Source organism: Streptosporangium sp. NPDC023963 (assembly GCF_040639135.1).
GTDB lineage: Bacteria > Actinomycetota > Actinomycetes > Streptosporangiales > Streptosporangiaceae > Streptosporangium.
In genome coordinates this window covers 1-19,300 of sequence record NZ_JBEZZK010000019.1, presented here as the reverse complement: position 1 = coordinate 19,300, position 19,300 = coordinate 1, and the positions used below count along the sequence as shown (strand labels likewise).

Genomic DNA, 19,300 nt, shown 5'->3' with positions numbered 1-19,300 from the left:
GTTTCCTACGGTGTGGAGGGCCAGGCCATGGAGACGGTACGGAGCACGTGGGCGACCACGTCCGTCCGCCGTGGCACGAGGTAGAAGTGATCGCCGTCCAGCACGCGGGCGGCGAACCGGTCGCGGGTCAGTTCGCTCCACCGCGCGGCCTGTTCCGGGGTCACCTCGGGATCGCGGTCGCCGAGGATCGCGGTGACGGGGCAGTGCAGCGGGCCGCCCGGACGGTGCCGGTAGGTCTCGTCGACCCGGTAGTCGTTGCGGACCACCGGCAACGTCAGCTCCCTGATCACCGGATCCGCCAGGTGCTCCTCCTCCACGCCGCCGAGGCGTACCAGGTCGGAGATCAGGTCGTCGTCGGTGGTGTGGGCGTCGCCCGTCCGGTGGTCGTGCGGCGCGTGCCGCCCGGAGGCGAACAGGTGCACCACGCCCCGGCCGCGCGCCTCCAGCTCGCGCGCCACCTCGTAGGCGATCAGGGCTCCCATGCTGTGCCCGAACAGCGCGACCGGCCGGTCGAGGAGGGGCGCCATCGCGTCGGTGACGAGCTTGGCGATGTGGTGGGCGTCGTCGATCAGCGAGTCGGCGCGCCGGTCGGCGCGTCCCGGATACTGCACGGCGCGCACCTCGACGGCCGGCGGCAGGGTGTGGTGCCAGGACCGGTAGAAGTTCGCCGAGCCGCCGGCGTGCGGGAAGCAGAACAGCCGCAGTCCCGACCGCGGCCTGGGGTCGTAGCAGTGGAACCAGCTCATAAAATCTCCGCTGCGGAAAGGGGGCGGGGGGCGTCCTGGACCAGTAGTTCGGGACGGCCGATCGCCGCGGTGGCGTCCAGCCAGAGGCGGCTGAGCGTCAGGTAGTACTGGCCCTGCCGCATCGGGTCGACGGCTTCCTCCGCGGCCTGGCGCAGGTCGGTCAGCGCGCGCCGGACACCGCTCGGCCACAGTGATCCGACGATTTCCTGAAATGTCGGTGCCTGTTCCGGTCCGAGGAGCGTAGCGCTCGGCAGGCGGAGATGATCCTCCCCGAGGGCGAAGCGGTCGTCGGCGTCGCGGCCGACGTACATGCGGGGGCTCCACACCATCGGCCCGTGCGTGTTGACCAGCGTGAGGTTGCCGCCCTCCGTGCCGAGCGTGATGCGGTGCAGCAGGTGCAGGTGGGCGTCGGGGTCGTTGGGGGCGATCTGGTTCTGCACCCGCAGGGTCAGCGGCACGCCGCCGATCGTGCCGGTGAGGCAGCTGAACGGCGTCCCCTGCGCCACCGGGCCGAACGTCCACGGCCGCAGCCCGCCGAGCGCGCGGCCGAGGATGTCGAACAGGGCGTAGGCGACGTGGACGCTGCAGGCGGCGTCGACGTAGAGGGGCCGCTGGAGCTCGCACAGCCGGCGGGCGGCGTCGATGAACCGACGCACCGGCTCCAGGTGCACGTAGAGCGTGTTCACGTGGTGGACCGCCGAGGCGGCCCGCGCGGTGCGCAGGCACCGGGCCAGCTCGTCCGCGTGCAGGGGGTGCTCCTGGAGCACGTGGACGCCGCGGGCCAGGAGCGCCCCGGCCAGCTCGCTGCCCTCTCCCCCGACGACCCCGGAACGCACGACGACGCAGGCCAGGTCGGCCAGGTCGGGCACCTGGTCGGGATCGGTGAGCAGCGGCACGCCGTACGCCCTGGCGTATCCGGCGGACCGGGCGCTCCCGCGGGCCAGGATGCCCGTCAGCTCGAACGGCCCGTCCGCCAGGGCCGACAGGTAGACCTGGCCGAATTTCGTCCCGCAGACCACGACCCGCTTCACAGCGCGCCCTCCTCGAACGCCGGCGCGGCCAGGTCGATCCTCGGGATGTCGTCGGAGATCTCGATCTTGGCCACGGGTTCCAGGTCGGCCAGCATCCTGGCGGGGTCGAGCACCGCGTCGGCGTGGTGGAGACCGGCCTCGACGTCGCCCCGCAGCACGGCCTCCGTCGCGTGCGCCACGACCGCGGCGGTGAGCTCGTAGGAGTCGTCCACCCGCAGCGCCATCGTGCGGGTGGTGTCGGGGCCGCTGAGCTGGAAGAGCAGGACGTAGTACGGGGTGCGCCCGGCCAGTTCCAGCTCGGCCACGCGCATCAGGTCGGCCGCCGAGACCGCCGCGCTCATCGCGGCCATGACGCGGTCGCCGGTGATGACGTTGTACCAGCGCGCCTCCTCCAGCCCCAGTTCCCCGGCCACCCGCGCCGCCTCGGTGCCGAGGAAGGGGTAGGCGGTGACCGGTCCGTGGAAGTAGGGCAGCTCGACGCCGTACGCCGGGGACAGCGCCCGCGAGACCGTGGCGCCGCCGCGCCAGGCGGCCAGCGCCTCGCCGTGATCTCCCCTGCCGCTGAGCAGGACGTCCCCGGCGGCGGCGGGGGTGAGCCGGTCGAGGCCGCCGGTGTACACGTCGAGCCGGTGCGGGCCGGCTCCGGCGAACCGCGCGAGATGGCGCGGCAGCAGTCCGGTGAGGCCGGGCAGCATCCCGGCCGAGAGCACCGCCGTCGCGTCCGCCGTGCCCGTGCTCGCGAGCCCGGAGAACGCCGGGCCGTCGCCCGCGGCGTCCACGTAGTCGGCCCCGGCGAGGAACGCGGCGCGCGCCACCCGGTCGAGCAGCAGGTAGGAAGGGCCGGCGCAGTTGACCACGACCGTGCAGCCCCGGCAGAACCTGGCCAGGGCGGCCTCGTCGTAGGCGTCCACCTGCCAGGCCTCGCCGCGGCCGCCCAGCTCCTCGTCGACGAAGCGGCGGGCCGCCTCCAGGTCGCGCCCGCCGACACGGACGCCGCCGACGCCACGGCCGGCGAGCAGCCGCGCCGCCGCACCGCCGACCGCGCCGTACCCTCCGACGATCCCGATCATGCCGAGCCGCCGGTGATCAGCCGGGCCACGCCCGGGGCGTGCGCCTGGTCGAGACAGCTGAAGTGGTCGCCCGCCACGTCGATGACGGTGAGCCGGCCCAGGCAGAGTTCCCGCCAGAATCCGGTCATGTCGTCCTGGAGGGTCGGCACGACGTTGGTGACGCCGCGCTGGCGCAGGAACGTGATGTCACCGGCGTAGGGCTCGGGGTCGTAGTGGGTGACGGCCGCGAAGCTCTGCCTGAACACCCGGTGGGCGAGCTCCACCCGCTCGGGCGGCTGCCCCAGCTCGCGGGCGAGGGCGGCGAGCCGTTCCCGGTGCGGGGGCAGGGCGAGCGTGGCGAAGCGGCGGCCGACCTCCGCGAGCCCGGGGTCGGGGTCGTCCGCGAGCGCGGCCAGGCCTCCCTCGGGCACCTGTCCCGGCGAGCCCTCCTGGACGGCGTGCAGCGCCCTGGCCAGGTCCCCGCCGGGGTAGCCGAGCCGGACCGGGTCGACGCCGCACGCCTGGGCGAAGCCGTACTCCAGCATGAGCTCGTCGGTGATCCGGTAGGGGAACCGCGAGCTGCTGATGACGGTGAGGTCCTCGACGACCGCGCCGCTCTCGGTGAGCTGGCGGGCGAGCTCGGTGGCGATCAGCCCGCCCATGCAGTAGCCGACGATGCGCACGCGCGTCACGCCCTCCTTGAGCAGGAGCCGCGCGTAGGATCCGGCCAGCGTCTCGGCCGCCGTGTCGGGGTCCAGCTCCAGGTAGCGTTCGGCGTCGTCGATCGCGAGGCCGAGCAGCGGCGTGCCGGCGAGTTCCGCGGCCAGGGCCCGGTAGGGGGTGAGGGTCCCGGTGCCGTCGTGGACCAGCACGCGGGCCGTCCCCTCGCCCTCCGACAGGCGCACCAGCGAGCTGGCGTGCGTGCGGGTCAGCCCGTGGTCGCGGTCCTCGCGCGCCTGGCGGAGGTGGGCGGCCAGCGCGGCGACGGTCGGCTGGTTGACCAGCTGGCGGACGAGGCTGTCCCAGTAGAAGTTGCCCGCCTCGGGCAGCTCCTCGCGGACCCGCCCGGCCAGCCGGGTGACCAGCAGGGAGTCGCCGCCCAGGGCGAAGAAGTCCTGGTCGCGGCCGACGCGCGGGAGGCCGAGCAGCTCCGCCCAGAGCGCCGCGAGCCGCTGTTCGAGGTCGTCGCGCGGCTCCTCGCCCTCGGGTGCCGCCTCCCCCGCGGTCCGCGGGAGCAGGGTGGCCAGCGTGGTTCTGTCGATCTTGCCGTTGTCGGTCAGCGGCAGCTCGTCGACCACCTGGATGTGGGACGGGATCATGTAGTCGGGCAGCCGTTCGGCCAGGAAGGCCCGCAGCTCGGCGAGGTCGACGTGCTCGCGGTCGGCGGGGAAGCGGGCGGCGAAGACGCTCTGGCCCAGCGGCGCCAGCGGGTCGGCGGGCTCGGGCAGGCAGGCCAGGGTCTCCGCCCCGGCCGCGGCCAGCAGGCCGAGCCACTCCTCGCGGGTGATGAACGTGCGGTCGCGGCCGCGCCGCACGTCGTCGTAGTCGCGCGGGCTCATCAGGAACTCCATCGAGCTCATGATCTGCACGTGCTCCCGGGTGGTCTCGATGAACACCAGCCAGCCGCCCGGCACGAGCAGCTCGCGGAACCTGTCCAGGACCACGCCCGCGTCGTGGGCGTTGTGCAGGACGTTGGCGCAGAGGATGACCTCGAAGGAGTTGGGCTCGTAGCCCTGGTCGCGGTAGTCGGCGTTGATGTCGAACAGGCCGTAGCGCACCCAGGGGTGGCCGGCGAACCGCTCGGCCGCCCGGGTGAGGAAGAACCTGGACAGGTCGGTGAAGAGGTAGTCGACCCGGTGGCCGGCCAGTTCGGGGATGAGCTCGGCGCTGGTGCCGCCCACGCCCGCGCCGGCCTCCAGCACGCGCAGCGGCCCGCCGGCGTGCTCCTCCGCCACGCGGCCGATCACGGCCCGGACGACGCGGTTGACGTAGCGGCTGAGGACGTTGTCCTTGTAGGCGCCCTCGGCCGTCTCCACCCCCGCCTCGGGGAACAGCAGATCGCGCGCGTCGAGTTCGCCGCGCATCAGCTCGGGCAGGTGCGTGGTGCTGACGCGCAGGAAGCCGATCAGCTCGGCGCCGTAGTCGAGCCCGTCCGCCAGCTCGCCGACCCGGCGCCAGAGCGCGTCCAGGTCGGCGCCGGTACGCAGGTTCCGGTACCGGCCCGCCGGGTCGTGGTCGAGCAGGCCGTGCTCGCACAGCGCGGTGAGCCAGCGGCGGACCAGCCGGTGGTGGTCGGGCCCGACCCGCGCGGTCTCCAGGATCTCGGCCGCCTCGTACGCGTCTTCCTCGAAGGTGAACAGCCCCGAGGCGCGCAGCGCGGCCGCCATCGACGCGAGCGCGATCTCGTCGAGCGTCTCGGCCACCGCGATCACCCGTGGCAGGTCGACGCCGGCGGTCGCCGCGTCCGCCGCGTCCCTCGCCGCCGCGCCGACGTCCGGTACGGCGTCCTCCTCCTGTCCGGGGACGGCCTGCTGCCTGTGTGCGGCCTGCGCGAAGGCGATCAGCCGCCGGTCGAGCCCGCGGTCGCCGTCGACGATCACGGTGCCGGCGGCGACGGCCGGGTGGGCCTGCAGCTGGGTCTCGACCTCGGCCAGCTCGATGCGGTGGCCCCGGATCTTGACCTGGGAGTCCTCCCTGCCGAGGAACTCGATGTTCCCGTCCGGCCGGTACCGGCCGAGGTCGCCGGTGCGGTAGAGGCGCTCGCCGCGATGGTGGACGAACCGCTCGGCGGTCTTCGCCTCGTCGCCGAGATAGCCCAGCGCCACGCCGGCGCCGCCGATGTACAGCTCTCCGGGCACCCAGTCGGGGCTCGGCCGCATGCTCGCGTCGTAGACGTGGAAGCTCTGGTTGGCCAGCGGCCTGCCGTAGGGGATGCTGGCCCAGCCGGGCAGGTCCTCGCCGATGGGGTGGTAGATCGACCAGATCGCGGCCTCGGTCGCCCCGCCGAGGCTGACCAGTTCCAGGCCGGGCAGCCGCCGCCGGATCCGGCCGGGCAGCGCCACCGGGATCCAGTCGCCGGAGAGCAGGGCGAGCCGCAGCGTGGGCAGCTCCACCTGGGATTCGGCCTCGAGGTAGTGCTCCAGCATCTGCAGCTGCGCGGGCACCGAGTTCCAGACCGTGACCCCGTGCTCGGCGACGAGCCCGGCCCAGTGGGAGGGGTCTCCCCGGCGCAGGGCGTCGGGCAGCACGAGGGCGGCGCCGGTGGCGAGGGGGCCGAAGATGTCGTAGACCGACAGGTCGAAGCCGAGGTTGGCCAGGCCGAGCACGCGGTCCCCGGCGCCGATGCCGAAGCGGGCGCCGATGTCGTCGACGGTGTTGCGCGCCGCCCGGTGGCTGATCACCACGCCCTTGGGCGTCCCGGTCGAGCCGGAGGTGTAGATGACGTAGGCGGGCTCGTCCGGATGCCGCTCGATCGCCGGGCCCGGGGGCGCGGGCGGCAGGGTGTCGACCGCGATCCAGCCGTCCTCGGCCCGCCAGGACTGGGTGAGCACCAGCCGCGCCGAGGCGTCGGCGAGGATGCGGTCGCGCCTGCCCGGCGGCTGGCCGGTGTCGACCGGGAGGTACACGCCGCCGGCCAGCAGCGTGCCCAGCACCGCCACGACCTGCTCGACGCCCTTGTCCATCACCACGGCGACGATCTCGCCCGGTGCGTGCCCCGCCTCGCGCAACGCCCGCGACACCCCCGACGCCCGTGCCAGCAACTCGCCGTAGGTCAGCGAGCGGTCGCCGACGACGGCGACCCGTTCGGGGGTGCGCCCCGCCTGGGCCACGACCTCGTCGTGCAGCAGGCCGTACGGGAGCGGCGCGACGGTGTCGTTGACGTGGTCGCGGCGGCGCCTCTGGATCTCGGGCAGCTCCACGGGAGACGCGGACGCCCAGGTCTCCTCCCTGGTCAGGCGGCCGAGGAGGTCGGTGAACGCGGCGAACATGTCGTCCACGAGACCGTCGGGGAACACTCCCTCGCGGACGTCCCAGTTGGTCAGCAGCGCTCCGCCGTACTCCTTGACCTGGCAGTCGACCCACACCTGGGGGGTCTGGCTGATGCCGTACACCGGCATGCCGTGCTCGGCCTCGTCCTGGCCGATGCCGATGGCGCTGGTGAACACCACGGGCATCAGGGCGGCGGCCCTGCCCCGCTTGCGGGCCAGCTCGCGGATCACCTCCATGCCGCCGCAGCGGCGGTGTTCCAGGTCGGTGAAGAGCTGCCGGCCGATGGCGGTGGCGCGGGCGGCGAACGGGGCGTCCGGCGAGGTGTCGACGGCGAGGAGGTTGAGCGAGGTGAAGTCGCCCACGACCTCGTCGATCTGCGGGTGCAGCGGCGGGCGGTCGAGCAGCGTCAGGTTGAGCGTGAACCCGGGCCTGCGGCTCCATCGCCCGATGACCTCGGCGTAGGCGGCCAGCACGGCCTGCGAGGGGGTGATGCCCGCCGCGCTCGCGCGGGCGCGGAGCAGCGCCCACTCCCGCGGTTCCAGCGTGGCCTCCCAGCGGGTGAACCTGGCGCCCGCGTCCTGGCCGAGCGCGGGCAGTTCGGGGGCGGGGGGCAGGTCGTCGATCCTGGCCCACCAGTAGGCGCGGTCCCGGTCGTACCGGCTGCTCTCGCGCTGGGAGCGCAGGCCGAGCACGCAGTCGCGAAAGCTCAGCGGCACCGGCGGCAGGACGGTGTCCGGGTCGTCGAGCAACAGGTGCAGCTCGGCGAGCAGCAGCTGGATGCTGACGTAGTCGGCGATGAGCAGGTCGATCGAGGCGTGCAGCAGGGCCGCGCCGTCGGTGTGGGTGATCCGCAGCTCGAACAGCGGCCAGGCGCCCGGAGGGTAGACCTTGTGCGCCATCTCCTCGCGGATCGCGGCGAGGCTCTCCTCGGGGTCGGTGCCGCGAAGATCGGTCACCCGGATGTCGTAGTCGGGGACCTCCGCCTGGACGTTCTGGTGGCCGTCGGGATGGATCACGGCGCGGAGCATGTCGTGGCGGCCGATCAGGGTCCGCCAGGCGGCCTGGACGCGGTCCGCGTCGAGCTCGGCGAAGGCGACCTCGACGTAGCCGTGGCAGGCGACGCCGCCGTAGCCGAACGCGTCGTTGCGGCCCACCAGGTAGGCCTGCTGGACGTCGGTGAGCGGGAAGGGGTCCAGGCGCCGTTCCGGCTCCGGCCGTACGGTCTCCGACGCGGTCTCGCGGCGCAGCTGCTCGATGATCTCCGGTTTGGCGTTCAGCAGGACCGCGCGCCGGTCCTCGGTCAACGCCCCCTTGGGGGCGCGGAACCTGAGCCGCCCCTCCTCCTCCCACAGTCTGATCCCCGCCGACTCCATGTCGGCGATCAGTTCGCGTACGGCAGGTGCCTGGGCCTGGGTCACAGCACGCCCTCTTCCGTGTCATGGTCGTCGTCGATGGACAGGGCGCAGTCCGCGATGGTGGGGGCGGCGAAGAAGCGCCGCAGGGTCACCTCCACGCCGAGCCGCCGCCTGGCGACCTCTGCGAAGCGGGTGGCGAGCAGCGAGTCGCCCCCCAGGGTGAAGAAGCTCTGGTTGCGGCCCGGTGCCGGGATCTCCAGGAGTTCCGCCCAGATCTCGGCGAGCCGCTGTTCCGTTCCCGGCCGAGGCGGATCGTCGTCGGGTGGGGGTTCGAGAGTGGTGGTGAGGGCGGATCTGTCGATCTTTCCGTTGGGGGTGAGGGGGAGCTCGTCCAGCGGGGTGATGGTGGGCGGGATGGCGTGGGCGGGGAGGCGGTCGGTCAGGAAGGCGCGGATCTGGTCCGGATCGGCGGTGGCGGGGGTGACGAACGCGGCCAGGCGGCGCTGGCGGCGCTCGCCCACCGCGACCACCACCGCGCGACTCACCGACGGACACGCCTCCAGCGCCGCCTCGACCTCGCCCAGCTCCAGCCGATGACCTCGGATCTTCACCTGGTGATCGGCGCGGCCCAGGAACTCCAGGGTGCCGTCGGCCCAGTAGCGGCCCAGGTCCCCGGTGCGATACCAGCGCTGCCCGCCGTAGCGCACGAACTTCGCCGCCGTCGTCACCTCATCCCCCCGGTAACCCGACGCCACCCCGGCGCCACCGATCCACAACTCCCCGGCCACCCAGTCCGGACAATCCCGGCCCTGGCCATCGACCACCCGAAACCTCTGGTTACGCAACGGGAACCCGTAGGGCACCGACGTCCAGTGCGCCGGAACGTGCGCCACCTCCCAGATGTTCGACCAGATCGCCGCCTCCGTCGCACCGCCCAGCGCCACCAGGCGACACCGGCCGCCGCTGCCGGCCGCCAGCCGCGCCTGCAGATCCAGCCCCACCCAGTCGCCCGACACCAGCGCCACCCGCAACCGCGGCGGAACCCGGTCGACGGCTGACAGCAGCATCTCCAGCAGGGTCGGGACGCTGTTCCAGATCGTCACCCCGTGCGTGACGCACAGCTGCGCCCACCGCTGCGCGTCCCTGCGCTCGTCCTCGGCGACCAGCACCACCGCGCCGCCCGCCGACAACAACCCGAACACGTCGTAGACCGACAGATCGAAATCCAGCGCCGACACCGCCAGCACCCGATCCCCGCACCCCACCCCCAGCCGCTCGTTGACGTCCACCACCGTGTTCAACGCCGCCCGATGCGAGACCTCCACACCCTTGGGCACCCCCGTCGACCCCGACGTGAAGATCACATACGCCACCGCGTCCGGCGACACCCCCACCGGACCCGCCAGCCGCTCGCTCAAGAGCGCTTCGGCCACCGACTCCTCGGTCAGCACCCGCACCACCCCGGCGCGCGACAGGATCGACTCCCGGCGGGCAGCGGGCTGATCCACCCCCACCGGCACGTACACACCCCCCGCGGCCAGCACCCCCAGCACCGCGACCACCTGATCCACACCCTTGGGAACCACCACCCCCACCGCGTCACCCGGCACCACACCCCAGCCCCGCAACAACCCTGCGACCCCCAACGCCCGATCCGCCAGCTCCCCGTACGTGACCGTGACGGCGTCGGAGATCAGCGCGGGCAGGTGCGGCTCGCTGAAGGCGCGGGTGAAGAACGCGCCGTGCAGGGTGCCGTCCGGCACGGGACCCTCGGTGTCGTTGGCGCGCCGGCGGACGAGCTCCTGCTCCATCGGCAGGCCGACGGGGGCCGGGGCCGACCAGTCGCCCTCCGACAGCCACCGCAGCAGGTTCAGATGCGTGTCGAACATCGCGTCCAGCACGCCCGGCGCGAACAGCTCCTCCACCGCGTCCCAGCGGACGAGCAGCTCGCCGTCGACCTCCGCCACCTGGTAGTCCAGCCAGACCTGCGGGGTCTGCGACACCCCCCAGACCTGCTCGGCGAAGGAGGGCCCGAGCCCGCCGCCGTCGGCGACGCCGAGCATGCTGGTGAACACCACGGGCATGGTCATCTCGATCGAGTCGGCCCGCCTGGCCAGCTCGCGCATCACCCACACGGCCGAGACCTCGCCGTGCTCCAGGCCCCGCCAGACCTCCTCCTGCAGCCGGCGCGCGCCCTCCAGCCAGCCGGATCCCGACCGGTAGCCGACGAGCATCAGCGAGGTGAAGTCGCCGAGGACGCGGTGGATGTCGGGGTGCACCTCGCGCCGGTCGAACAGCGTGAGGTTGAGCGTCAGCTCCGGCTGGGCGCTCCAGGCGGAGAGGATCTCGCCGAAGGCGGCCGCCAGCACCGTGGAGGCGGTCAGGTCGTGCTTCCTGGCCAGTTCGGAGACGCGGCTCCAGCGTTCGGCGTCCATCCTGACCTCGCGGCGGACGAACCTGGGCCGGTCGATCATGGCCGGGTCGACGCGCAGCGGCAGCCGTGGCGCGGGCGGCAGTTCGGGCAGGCGGTGACCCCAGTACTCCTTGGCCGCTTCGAAGACCGCGCGATCGGGGGTGAGTCCGAGCACGTAGTCGCGGAACGACACCTCCAGCGGCGGGAGCACGGTGGCGGGGTCGTGGTAGAGCAGGTCGAGTTCGGCGAAGAAGACCATCGTGCTCAACGCGTCGATGATGATGTTGTCGAAGCCGACTCCCAGCCGGACGCGGCCCTCGTGTCGCGCGGCCCGCGCGTCGAACAGCGGCCAGGTGGCCGGGTCGAACACCTGGTGCGACATCTGATCGCGCAGCTGCTCGGCACTGTCGACCATCGCGATCGTGAAGCGCGGCACCTCGGGCAGGATGCGCTGGAACCCTCCCTCGTCGAAGACGGCGCGCAGCATCTCGTGCCGCTCGATCAGCAGGTTCCACGCGGCCTGCAGCCGGTCGAGGTCGATGTCGCCGTCGAACTCGGTGTAGAAGTGGCAGCCGACGCCACCGAGCGTGAAGTGCTCGGCGCGGCCGAGCCAGTAGGCGCGCTGCACCTCTGTCGGCGGGAACGGATCGTGGCGGTGTTCGAGGTCGGCGCCCAGCACCTTGGCGGGCACGAGCGTCTCGTCCAGGGTGAGGGTCGCGGCGAAGTCGGCGAGCACCGGCGAGTCGAACAGCAGGGTCAGCCTGGCGTCGGTGACGCCCGCCGACCGCAGCCGCGCGATCATACGGGTGGCGAGCAGCGAGTCGCCGCCGAGAGCGAAGAAGTTGTCCGCGCGGTGCACCCCGGGCAGGTCGAGCAGCCCGGCCCAGATCTCGGCGAGCAGGATCTCGGCCGCCCCGGCGGGCGCCTCCCCCGCCTCGATCACCGACGTGTCCTCCGCGAGGGAGACGAGGGCGGATCTGCTGATCTTTCCGTTGGGGGTGAGGGGAAGCTCGTCCAGCGGGGTGACGGTCGGGGGGATGGCGTGGGCGGGGAGGCGGTCGGTCAGGAAGGCGCGGATCTGGTCCGGATCGGCGGTCGCGGGGGTGACGAACGCGGCCAGGCGGCGCTGGCGGCGCTCGCCCACCGCGACCACCACCGCGCGACTCACCGACGGACACGCCTCCAGCGCCGCCTCGACCTCGCCCAGCTCCAACCGATGACCCCGGATCTTCACCTGGTGATCGGCGCGGCCCAGGAACTCCAGCGTGCCGTCGGCCCAGTAGCGGCCCAGGTCCCCGGTGCGATACCAGCGCTGCCCGCCGTAGCGCACGAACTTCGCCGCCGTCGTCACCTCATCCCCCCGGTAACCCGACGCCACCCCGGCGCCACCGATCCACAACTCCCCGGCCACCCAGTCCGGGCAATCCCGGCCCTGGCCATCGACCACCCGAAACCTCTGGTTACGCAACGGGAACCCGTAGGGCACCGACGTCCAGTGCGCCGGAACGTGCGCCACCTCCCAGATGTTCGACCAGATCGCCGCCTCCGTCGCACCGCCCAGCGCCACCAGGCGACACCGGCCGCCGCTGCCGGCCGCCAGCCGCGCCTGCAGATCCAGCCCCACCCAGTCACCCGAGACCAGCGCCACCCGCAACCGCGGCGGAACCCGGTCGACGACCGACAGCAGCATCTCCAACAGGGTCGGGACGCTGTTCCAGATCGTCACCCCGTGCGTGACGCACAGCTGCGCCCACCGCTGCGCGTCCCTGCGCTCGTCCTCGGCGACCAGCACCACCGCGCCGCCTGCCGACAACAACCCGAACACGTCGTAGACCGACAGATCGAAATCCAGCGCCGACACCGCCAGCACCCGATCCCCGCACCCCACCCCCAACCGCTCGTTGACGTCCACCACCGTGTTCAACGCCGCCCGATGCGACACCTCCACACCCTTGGGCACCCCCGTCGACCCCGACGTGAAGATCACATACGCTGTTTTGTCCGGCGACACCCCCACCGGACCCGCCAGCCGCTCGCTCAAGAGCGCTTCGGCCACCGACTCCTCGGTCAGCACCCGCACCACCCCGGCGCGGGCCAGGATCGACTCCCGGCGGGCAAACGGCTGATCCACCCCCACCGGCACGTACACACCCCCCGCGGCCAGCACCCCCAGCACCGCGACCACCTGATCCACACCCTTGGGAACCACCACCCCCACCGCGTCACCCGGCACCACACCCCAGCCCCGCAACAACCCCGCGACCCCCAACGCCCGATCCGCCAGCTCCGCATAGGTCACGCGGTTCCCGTCGGAGATCAGCGCGGTGCGCTCGGGCTCGTGCCCGGCCCAGGAGAAGAAGCCCGCGTGCAGCAGGCTCTCGGGCAGCGGCCCGGCCGTGTCGTTGACCTGCTCGCGGACGAACTCCTGCTCCATCGGCAGGCCGACCGGGGCCGGGGCCGACCAGTCGCCCTCCGACAGCCACTCCAGCATCCGGCCGTACGCGTCGAACATCGCGTCCAGCACGCCCGGCGCGAACAGCTCCTCCACCGCGTCCCACGCCAGGTGGAGCCCGTGCTCGTACTCGTTGATCTGGTTGTCGAGCCAGACCTGCGGCGTCTGGGTGATCATCCACCCCGGATCGCCGAACGCCTCGCGGACCTCGGGGACGATCAGCTCGGTGCCCAGGTTGCAGGCGAAGACGACCGGCGCTCCGGTGTGCTCCCCGTCGCGGGCGAGGTCACGGAGCACCTCGACGCCGGAGTAGCCGGTGTGCCGGGCGTCGGCGCGGAACCTGGCCTGCAGGGTCCTGGCGCGCTCCGCGAACGGCAGCGCCTCGGACAGGTCGGCGGCCAGCAGGATCAGGTTGGTGAAATCGGCCACCATGCCGGCCACGTCGGGGTGGACGGTCTCGTCGCGGTCGAACAGCGGCACGTTGACGAGGAAACGCGGCTCGCCGCTCCAGGCGGCGAGGACCTCGCAGTAGGCGGCGACGAGCACCATGGCCGGGGTGAGCCCGTGCGCGCGGGCCTGTGCCTGGACCCGCTGCCACGCGGCGAGGGAGAGCCACCTCTCGCGCCGGACGAACCGGGGCCGGGTGATCCGGCCCGGGTCGAGCGCGAGCGGCAGTTGCGGCGCGCCGGGCAGGTCGGGCAGGCGGCCGAGCCAGTACTCCCGGTCCCTGGCGTGCTCCCGGGAGCGTTCCGCGTCGCGCGCCGCGAGATACCGGGGAAACGAGCAGGCCAGCGGCGCGGGCGGGTGGTCGGGGTCCAGGTAGAGGCGCGCGAGGTCCTTCATCAGGATCTGGAGGCCGAGCACGTCGGCGACCAGGAAGTCCACCTCGAAGTGGACCCTGGAGCGGGCACCGGGCAGCAGCGACAGCTGGACGTCGAAGACCTCGCCGCGGGAGGCGTCGAACCGGCGGTGCGACAGCCGGTCCCGCAGCTGCTCGGCGGCGTCCTCGCCGAGCTCCGACAGGTCGTTCACGGTCAGGCCCGGCCACGGGCTGGTGTCCATGATCTGCTGGGTACCGTCGTCGTGGAAGATCGCGCGCAGCATCCCGTGCCGGCCGATCAGGGCGCGTACGGCCCGTTCCAGCCTCGCCGGGTCGACGCCGAAACCGTCGAACTCAAGGTAGGCGTGGCAGCCGACGCCCCCGATGACCTGGCCGTCCGCGCGGCCGATCCAGTAGGCCAGCTGTACGGGGGTGAGCGGGAACGCGGCGGTCTCGTCCACGCTCACCCCCCGTTCGGCCGGGACGGCGGGCGACAGCCGCGAGCCGACCAGCGACCACCAGGCGGTGAGCGTGAGCTCCTCCGCCAGCTCGGCGAAGACGATACGGGCTCCCGCGCGCCGCCAGCGCCCGGCCAGCCGCATGGCTCGGAGCGAGTCCAGGCCCAGGCCGACCAGGTCGGCGTCGTCACCGACCTCGGAGGGGGCGATGCCCAGCTGGTCTGCGATGTCCGCGCGCATCGACTCCATCGTCAACGCCGCGACCGCGGTTTCTTCCATCACAACGAGAGCCCAATCTTCGTATCGTGTCTGACGGGTTCAGCCGGCGGTGGTCGCGTGCAGCCTGCGGGCCAGACCCGCGGGCGTCGGCTCCTCGAAGATGTCCTTGAGCTTGAGCCGGATCTGGGTCGCCCGCTTGACCTCCTGGAGGAGCTTGACGGCCAGCAGCGAGTGCCCGCCCAGGGCGAAGAAGTTGCTGTCCGGCCCCAGGTCGGTGCGGTTCAGCATCGCCTTCCACAGCAGGACCAGCGAGTCGGTCAGCTCGTCGCCGCTGCTCTCCACGAGGTCGGCCTCCTCCGGGCCGGACGCGACGCTGCGCAGCTCGGTGGCGAGCCGGCGCAGCGCCGGGTAGTCCACCTTGTCGTTGCCGGTCATCGGGAAGGAGTCCAGGACGACGTACTCCTGCGGCGTCGCCGAGTAGGGAAGCGACGCGCTGGCGTGCTCCCACAGCTCCGAGGTCACCTTGGGATTCCCCGGAGCCGTCACGAACGCCCACAGGACCGCGTCGGCGCTGGGATCGCCGACGACCACGACCGCCGCCGCCCGGACCTCCGGGTGGGTCAGCAGCACGCCCTCGACCTCGGCGAGCTCGATCCTGTTTCCACGCAGCTTGATCTGGCGATCGAGCCTGCCGAGGATCTCCAGCTTGCCGTCCCCGGTCCACTGGGCCAGGTCGCCGGTGCGGTAGAAACGTCCGTACCAGGCGTGCGTGCCGAACCGCTCCGAGGTCAGCTCGGGGCGGTCGTGGTAGCCGATGGCCAGCCCGTCGCCCGCGATGCACAGCTCGCCGCGGGTTCCGATCGGCAGCGGCCGGCCGTGCGGGTCGGCCACGTACACCTTCGTGTTCGCGATCGGCACGCCCACGTCGACGCGGTCACCGGCGGGATCGATCCGGCCCGCGGTGGACCAGATGGTGGTCTCGGTCGGGCCGTACACGTTGTAGAGCTCGCACCCGGTCACGGTGAGCTGCCTGGCCAGTACGGCGGGCATCGGCTCGCCGCCGCACAGCACGCGGCGGCCGGCCAGCAGCCCGGCGACCTGGTCGATGACCAGCCGCCAGGTGGTCGGCGTGGCCTGGACGATGGAGATGTCGTGGCGGAGCAGCGCCTCGGCGAGCGGCTCGCCCTGCGTGCGGGCGTCGTCGGGCGCGACGGCGAGCCGCGCGCCCGACGTCAGGGGCAGGAACAGCTCCAGGGCGGAGATGTCGAAGCTGAACGTGGTCAGCCACAGCACGGTGTCGTCGGCGCCCACCGCCAGCTGGTGCGCGAAGTGCGCGATCAGGTTGGCGAGGGCGCGATGGTCGATCAGCGTCCCCTTGGGCAGCCCGGTGGAACCGCTGGTGTAGATCAGGTAGGCGCGGTCTCCCGGCCCGACGGGGCTGGACGACAGCACCTTCCCGGTCACCGGCCTCACCGAATCGACCGCCACGAGGGGCAGGACGGTACGGTCGCCGGGCACGATGATCCCCTCTCCGGCGAGGACCACCGCGGCGCCGGAGTCGCCGAGCTGGTAGTCGAGGCGCTGCTCGGGGTGGTCGGGTTCGAGCGGCAGGTAGGCCGCACCGGCGAGCCACACGCCGATCGCCGCGGCGGCCAGCTCGGGACCGCGCCGCGCCAGCAGCGCGACGACGTCGCCCGCGCCGACCCCGGCCTCCACCAGCCGGTCGCGGGTGGCCTCCGCGGCGGCCCACAGCCGGCGGATGCCGATGTGGCGGTCGCCGTCGAGGACCGCTGCGGTGTCCTCGGCGGGCGCGCTCGACACCTGCCCGGCGATCATCTCCAGCACGGTCGCGGGCGTCACGTTGCGTTCCGTGGCGTTGGCCATCTCGATGGCCGCCCGGTCCTGGTAGCACCAGACGGGTGCCTCGCCGAGCGGCCTGTCGGGCTGTTCCGCGAGCGTGACGAGCATCTCGTCGAAGCGGGCCAGCAGCAGCTCCACGTCGGTCCTGTCGAGCACGTCCACGCAGAACGCGGTCCTGATCTTGATCGCCTCCGGGGTGGAGGTGACGAAGAACTCCAGGTCGAACTTGCTGTAGCCGTTCTCGACGACCACCTGCTCGGCCCGCATGCCGTCCAGGACGAACGCGGCGCCGATGTCGGCCGGGATGTAGTTGAAGGTGTGGCGGAAGAGGTTGTTGCGCCAGCCGTCGCGCGAGACGAGCTCCATCATGTCGTCGACGGGGTAGTCGGCGTGCGCCATGGCCTCCATGAACGTGCGGCGCGTCAGGCGCGCGTACGTGCGGAAACTCTGCGTCCAGTCGATCCGGGTGCGCAGGGTGAGGACGTTGATGTGGTAGCCGATGGCCAGGCCCGCCTCGGGTGAGCGGACGCTGACGGGCGAGCCGATGGTGAGATCGGGGCCCGCGCCGTGGGAGGCCAGCAGCACGCCGTACGCCGCCATGAGGATGACGGACTCCGGCGCGCGCAGCTCGCGCTGCATCTGCCGGGCCGCGTTGCGGGCGGCGGGAGAGAGCTCCCAGGTGAGCACGTCGCCCACGAGCGTGGTCTCGGAGGCCTCCGGCTTCTCGCACCACAGGTCCAGCTCGGCGGCGCTGAACCCGGCCAGCTTGTCGCGCCAGAAGTCCGCGCTGCGCGGATCGGCGGCCGGCTCCTCCCAGGCCGGGACGACCGCGGACTCGGGCACGCCTCCCGTGGCCAGGGTGTTGTAGAGCGCGACGAGCTCGTTCAGCAGCAACGCCGCGGACAGCCCGTCGAAGACCGCGTGGTGGATCGCCAGGCAGTAGAGCTCGCCCTCCGCCTCCTCGATGACCGCGGCCCGCACCAGCGGCTCGCCCTCGGGCTGGAACGGCCGGGCGAGGAACCCCGTCAGCCACTGCCGTGAGGCTCCGTCACCGCCCTCCTCGATCCGCAGGTCGATCTCCTCGACCGGCAGGACCTGCCGCGTCATTCCCTCGGCCTCGACGCGGAAGACCGTTCGCAGGATCTCGTGGCGGTACAGCAGGCGGTTGATCGCCTCCAGGACGAGCGGGCGTCGCAGCCTCCCCGCCACGCTGAAGGCCACGCTCAGGTTGTTCACCCCGGTCCCGGGGACGAGCTCTTCGAGCATCCACAGCGCCTGTTCCTTGCGCGTGGCCCGCTCACCCAGCATCTGCTTCATGGTCATCTCTCCAGTACCTTGGTAACGGCCCGGGCGACCTCGTCGGATCTGAAAAGCTCCGCGTGGCTCTCCTCGAACCTGAGTTCCTCGGCCACCAGCGGGCCGGCGGTGTCACGCAGCCTGTTCAGCCCGTTGTGCGAGGTGGACGAGCTCACCGCGACGGCCCGCAGCCAGTTGCCCCAGGGGTCGAACCGGTCGGCCAGGCTCATGTAGGACAGGAAGGCGCTGAACGTGCCGAGCATCTCCTCGGCGTACTCCCCGTCGAGCCCCACCCTCTCGAAGGCGTTGTGGGCGATCTGGCTGAAGACGTCGTAGAGCTGCGTGGCGTAGCGCTCGATCGTGATCCCTTCCTGCTGGAACAGCCGGTCCATGGTCTCCCGGGTCACGGCGACGTCCTCCGGGGTGAGGATCGAGGAGAGGATGTCGAAGACCTTGCCGAACTGGAAGTAGATGTTCTCCAGGGTGATGGGTTCCGGATCGAAGATGACGAGCGCGGGCGCCCGCTCCTGCACCTCGGCGAGCCGGGCGACGAGCTCCCCCGCGTAGACGGCGCCCACGCAGTAGCCCATGACCGCGCTGACGGTCCGGCCGCTCGCCATGATCGACGCGAGCCACGAGCCGAGGTAGCCCGGCCCGTCGACGCCCGTGCCGGGCGCCACCCCCGGTGGAACGACGTGCCAGAAGGTCGCGTCGAGGTCCATCCGGGCGACCAGGTCGGAGAAGCCGGCCTCGGCGCGGCCGGTCCCCGTGAAGTCGATGCAGAGGACGAGATCTGCCGAGTCGGATTCTTTGAGCGTCGTCCAGGTGGTTACCAGATTCATGATCACTTCCTTGACTAGGAACCCCCGCCTTCGAGGGCGAGTTGAATCAGGAGGTCGGCGTCCATGCTGTCGATCGCCTCGGCCTCGGTCGGGTCGTTCGCGTCGCGGTCGTCGAGGCGGGCCAGGCGGAACAGGCTGTCCAGCAGTCCGGCCTCTCGCAGCCGTGAGATGGGGATGGTCGTCAGGAACCGGCGTACCTCGGCGTCGCTGTGCGCCGAGGTCGCCTCGGCGGCGGCCACGGCCGGGAAGAGCTGCTCCAGGACGAACTGGGTCAGCGCGCCGGGGTTCGGGTAGTCGAAGATGAGCGTGGCCGGCAGCCGCAGGCCGGTGACCGCGGCGAGCTGGTTGCGCAGCTCGACCGCGGTGAGGGAGTCGAAGCCGAGCTCCTGGAACTGCCGCAGCGGTTCGATCGCCGACCCGTCGGCGAACCCGAGGACCGCCGCCACCCGGTCCGCGACGAGATCGGCCAGGGTGGCGTGCAACTGCTCCGGGTCCATCGTGGCCAGGCGTTCCGACAGGGGCTGCGCGGAGTGGGTACGGCGGGACTGCGGGCGGGTCCTGGCCTTGGTGAATCGTGCGGGGACGAGGGCGGGGTGGTCGGTGCGCAGGGCGGCGTCGAGCAGTGCGAGCCCGTCGGGGACGGACAGGGGTTTGACTCCTGCTCGTTCCATCCGTCGCAGGTCGGCTTCGCCGAGGTCGCCTGCCATGCCGCCGGAGGCCCACAGTCCCCAGGCCAGTGAGGTGGCGGCCAGGCCTTGGGCTCGGCGGT

At 72.4% G+C, this 19,300-nt stretch carries 8 protein-coding genes; all 8 read right to left on the bottom strand.

Annotated elements, in window-relative coordinates; all coding sequences use genetic code 11:
- Positions 1–5: 5 nt before the first annotated feature.
- Positions 6–746: an alpha/beta fold hydrolase gene (locus AB0F88_RS37210; protein ID WP_362695486.1), complete on the bottom strand. Its 741-nt coding sequence runs from the start codon at positions 744–746 to the stop codon at positions 6–8.
- A complete protein-coding gene (locus AB0F88_RS37205) occupies positions 743–1,777 on the bottom strand; it encodes a Gfo/Idh/MocA family oxidoreductase (RefSeq protein WP_362695484.1) in 1,035 nt (344 codons plus the stop codon). The genes AB0F88_RS37210 and AB0F88_RS37205 overlap by 4 nt, the downstream gene beginning before the upstream one ends.
- Positions 1,774–2,847, bottom strand: a complete 1,074-nt coding sequence (locus AB0F88_RS37200) for a saccharopine dehydrogenase NADP-binding domain-containing protein (protein ID WP_362695482.1) — start codon at positions 2,845–2,847, stop codon at positions 1,774–1,776. The genes AB0F88_RS37205 and AB0F88_RS37200 overlap by 4 nt, the downstream gene beginning before the upstream one ends.
- Positions 2,844–8,234 carry an amino acid adenylation domain-containing protein gene (locus tag AB0F88_RS37195; RefSeq protein WP_362695480.1) on the bottom strand — a complete coding sequence of 1,797 codons (5,391 nt, stop codon included), beginning with the start codon at positions 8,232–8,234 and terminating at the stop codon, positions 2,844–2,846. Before AB0F88_RS37195 ends, AB0F88_RS37200 begins: the two co-directional genes overlap by 4 nt.
- Positions 8,231–14,593 (bottom strand): amino acid adenylation domain-containing protein, encoded by a 6,363-nt coding sequence (locus tag AB0F88_RS37190; RefSeq protein WP_362695478.1) that lies wholly within the window; start codon positions 14,591–14,593, stop codon positions 8,231–8,233. Before AB0F88_RS37190 ends, AB0F88_RS37195 begins: the two co-directional genes overlap by 4 nt.
- Positions 14,594–14,632: 39 nt before the next feature.
- On the bottom strand, positions 14,633–17,716 hold the full coding sequence (locus AB0F88_RS37185) for an amino acid adenylation domain-containing protein (RefSeq protein WP_362695476.1): 3,084 nt from the start codon (positions 17,714–17,716) through the stop codon (positions 14,633–14,635).
- On the bottom strand, positions 17,713–18,531 hold the full coding sequence (locus AB0F88_RS37180; protein ID WP_362695474.1) for a hypothetical protein: 819 nt from the start codon (positions 18,529–18,531) through the stop codon (positions 17,713–17,715). The genes AB0F88_RS37185 and AB0F88_RS37180 overlap by 4 nt, the downstream gene beginning before the upstream one ends.
- Positions 18,532–18,545: 14 nt before the next feature.
- Positions 18,546–19,300 (bottom strand): beta-ketoacyl reductase (locus AB0F88_RS37175; protein WP_362695472.1); only part of this gene is annotated, 755 nt, incomplete at its 5' end.

What these genes read in the sequence shown, in the direction of transcription:
- AB0F88_RS37185 (WP_362695476.1), bottom strand. Translation starts at nt 17,716, where the DNA reads ATGACCATGAAGCAGATGCTGGGTGAGCGGGCCACGCGCAAGGAACAG.
- AB0F88_RS37200 (WP_362695482.1), bottom strand. Translation starts at nt 2,847, where the DNA reads ATGATCGGGATCGTCGGAGGGTACGGCGCGGTCGGCGGTGCGGCGGCG.
- AB0F88_RS37180 (WP_362695474.1), bottom strand. Translation starts at nt 18,531, where the DNA reads ATGAATCTGGTAACCACCTGGACGACGCTCAAAGAATCCGACTCGGCA.
- AB0F88_RS37210 (WP_362695486.1), bottom strand. Translation starts at nt 746, where the DNA reads ATGAGCTGGTTCCACTGCTACGACCCCAGGCCGCGGTCGGGACTGCGG.
- AB0F88_RS37190 (WP_362695478.1), bottom strand. Translation starts at nt 14,593, where the DNA reads ATGGAAGAAACCGCGGTCGCGGCGTTGACGATGGAGTCGATGCGCGCG.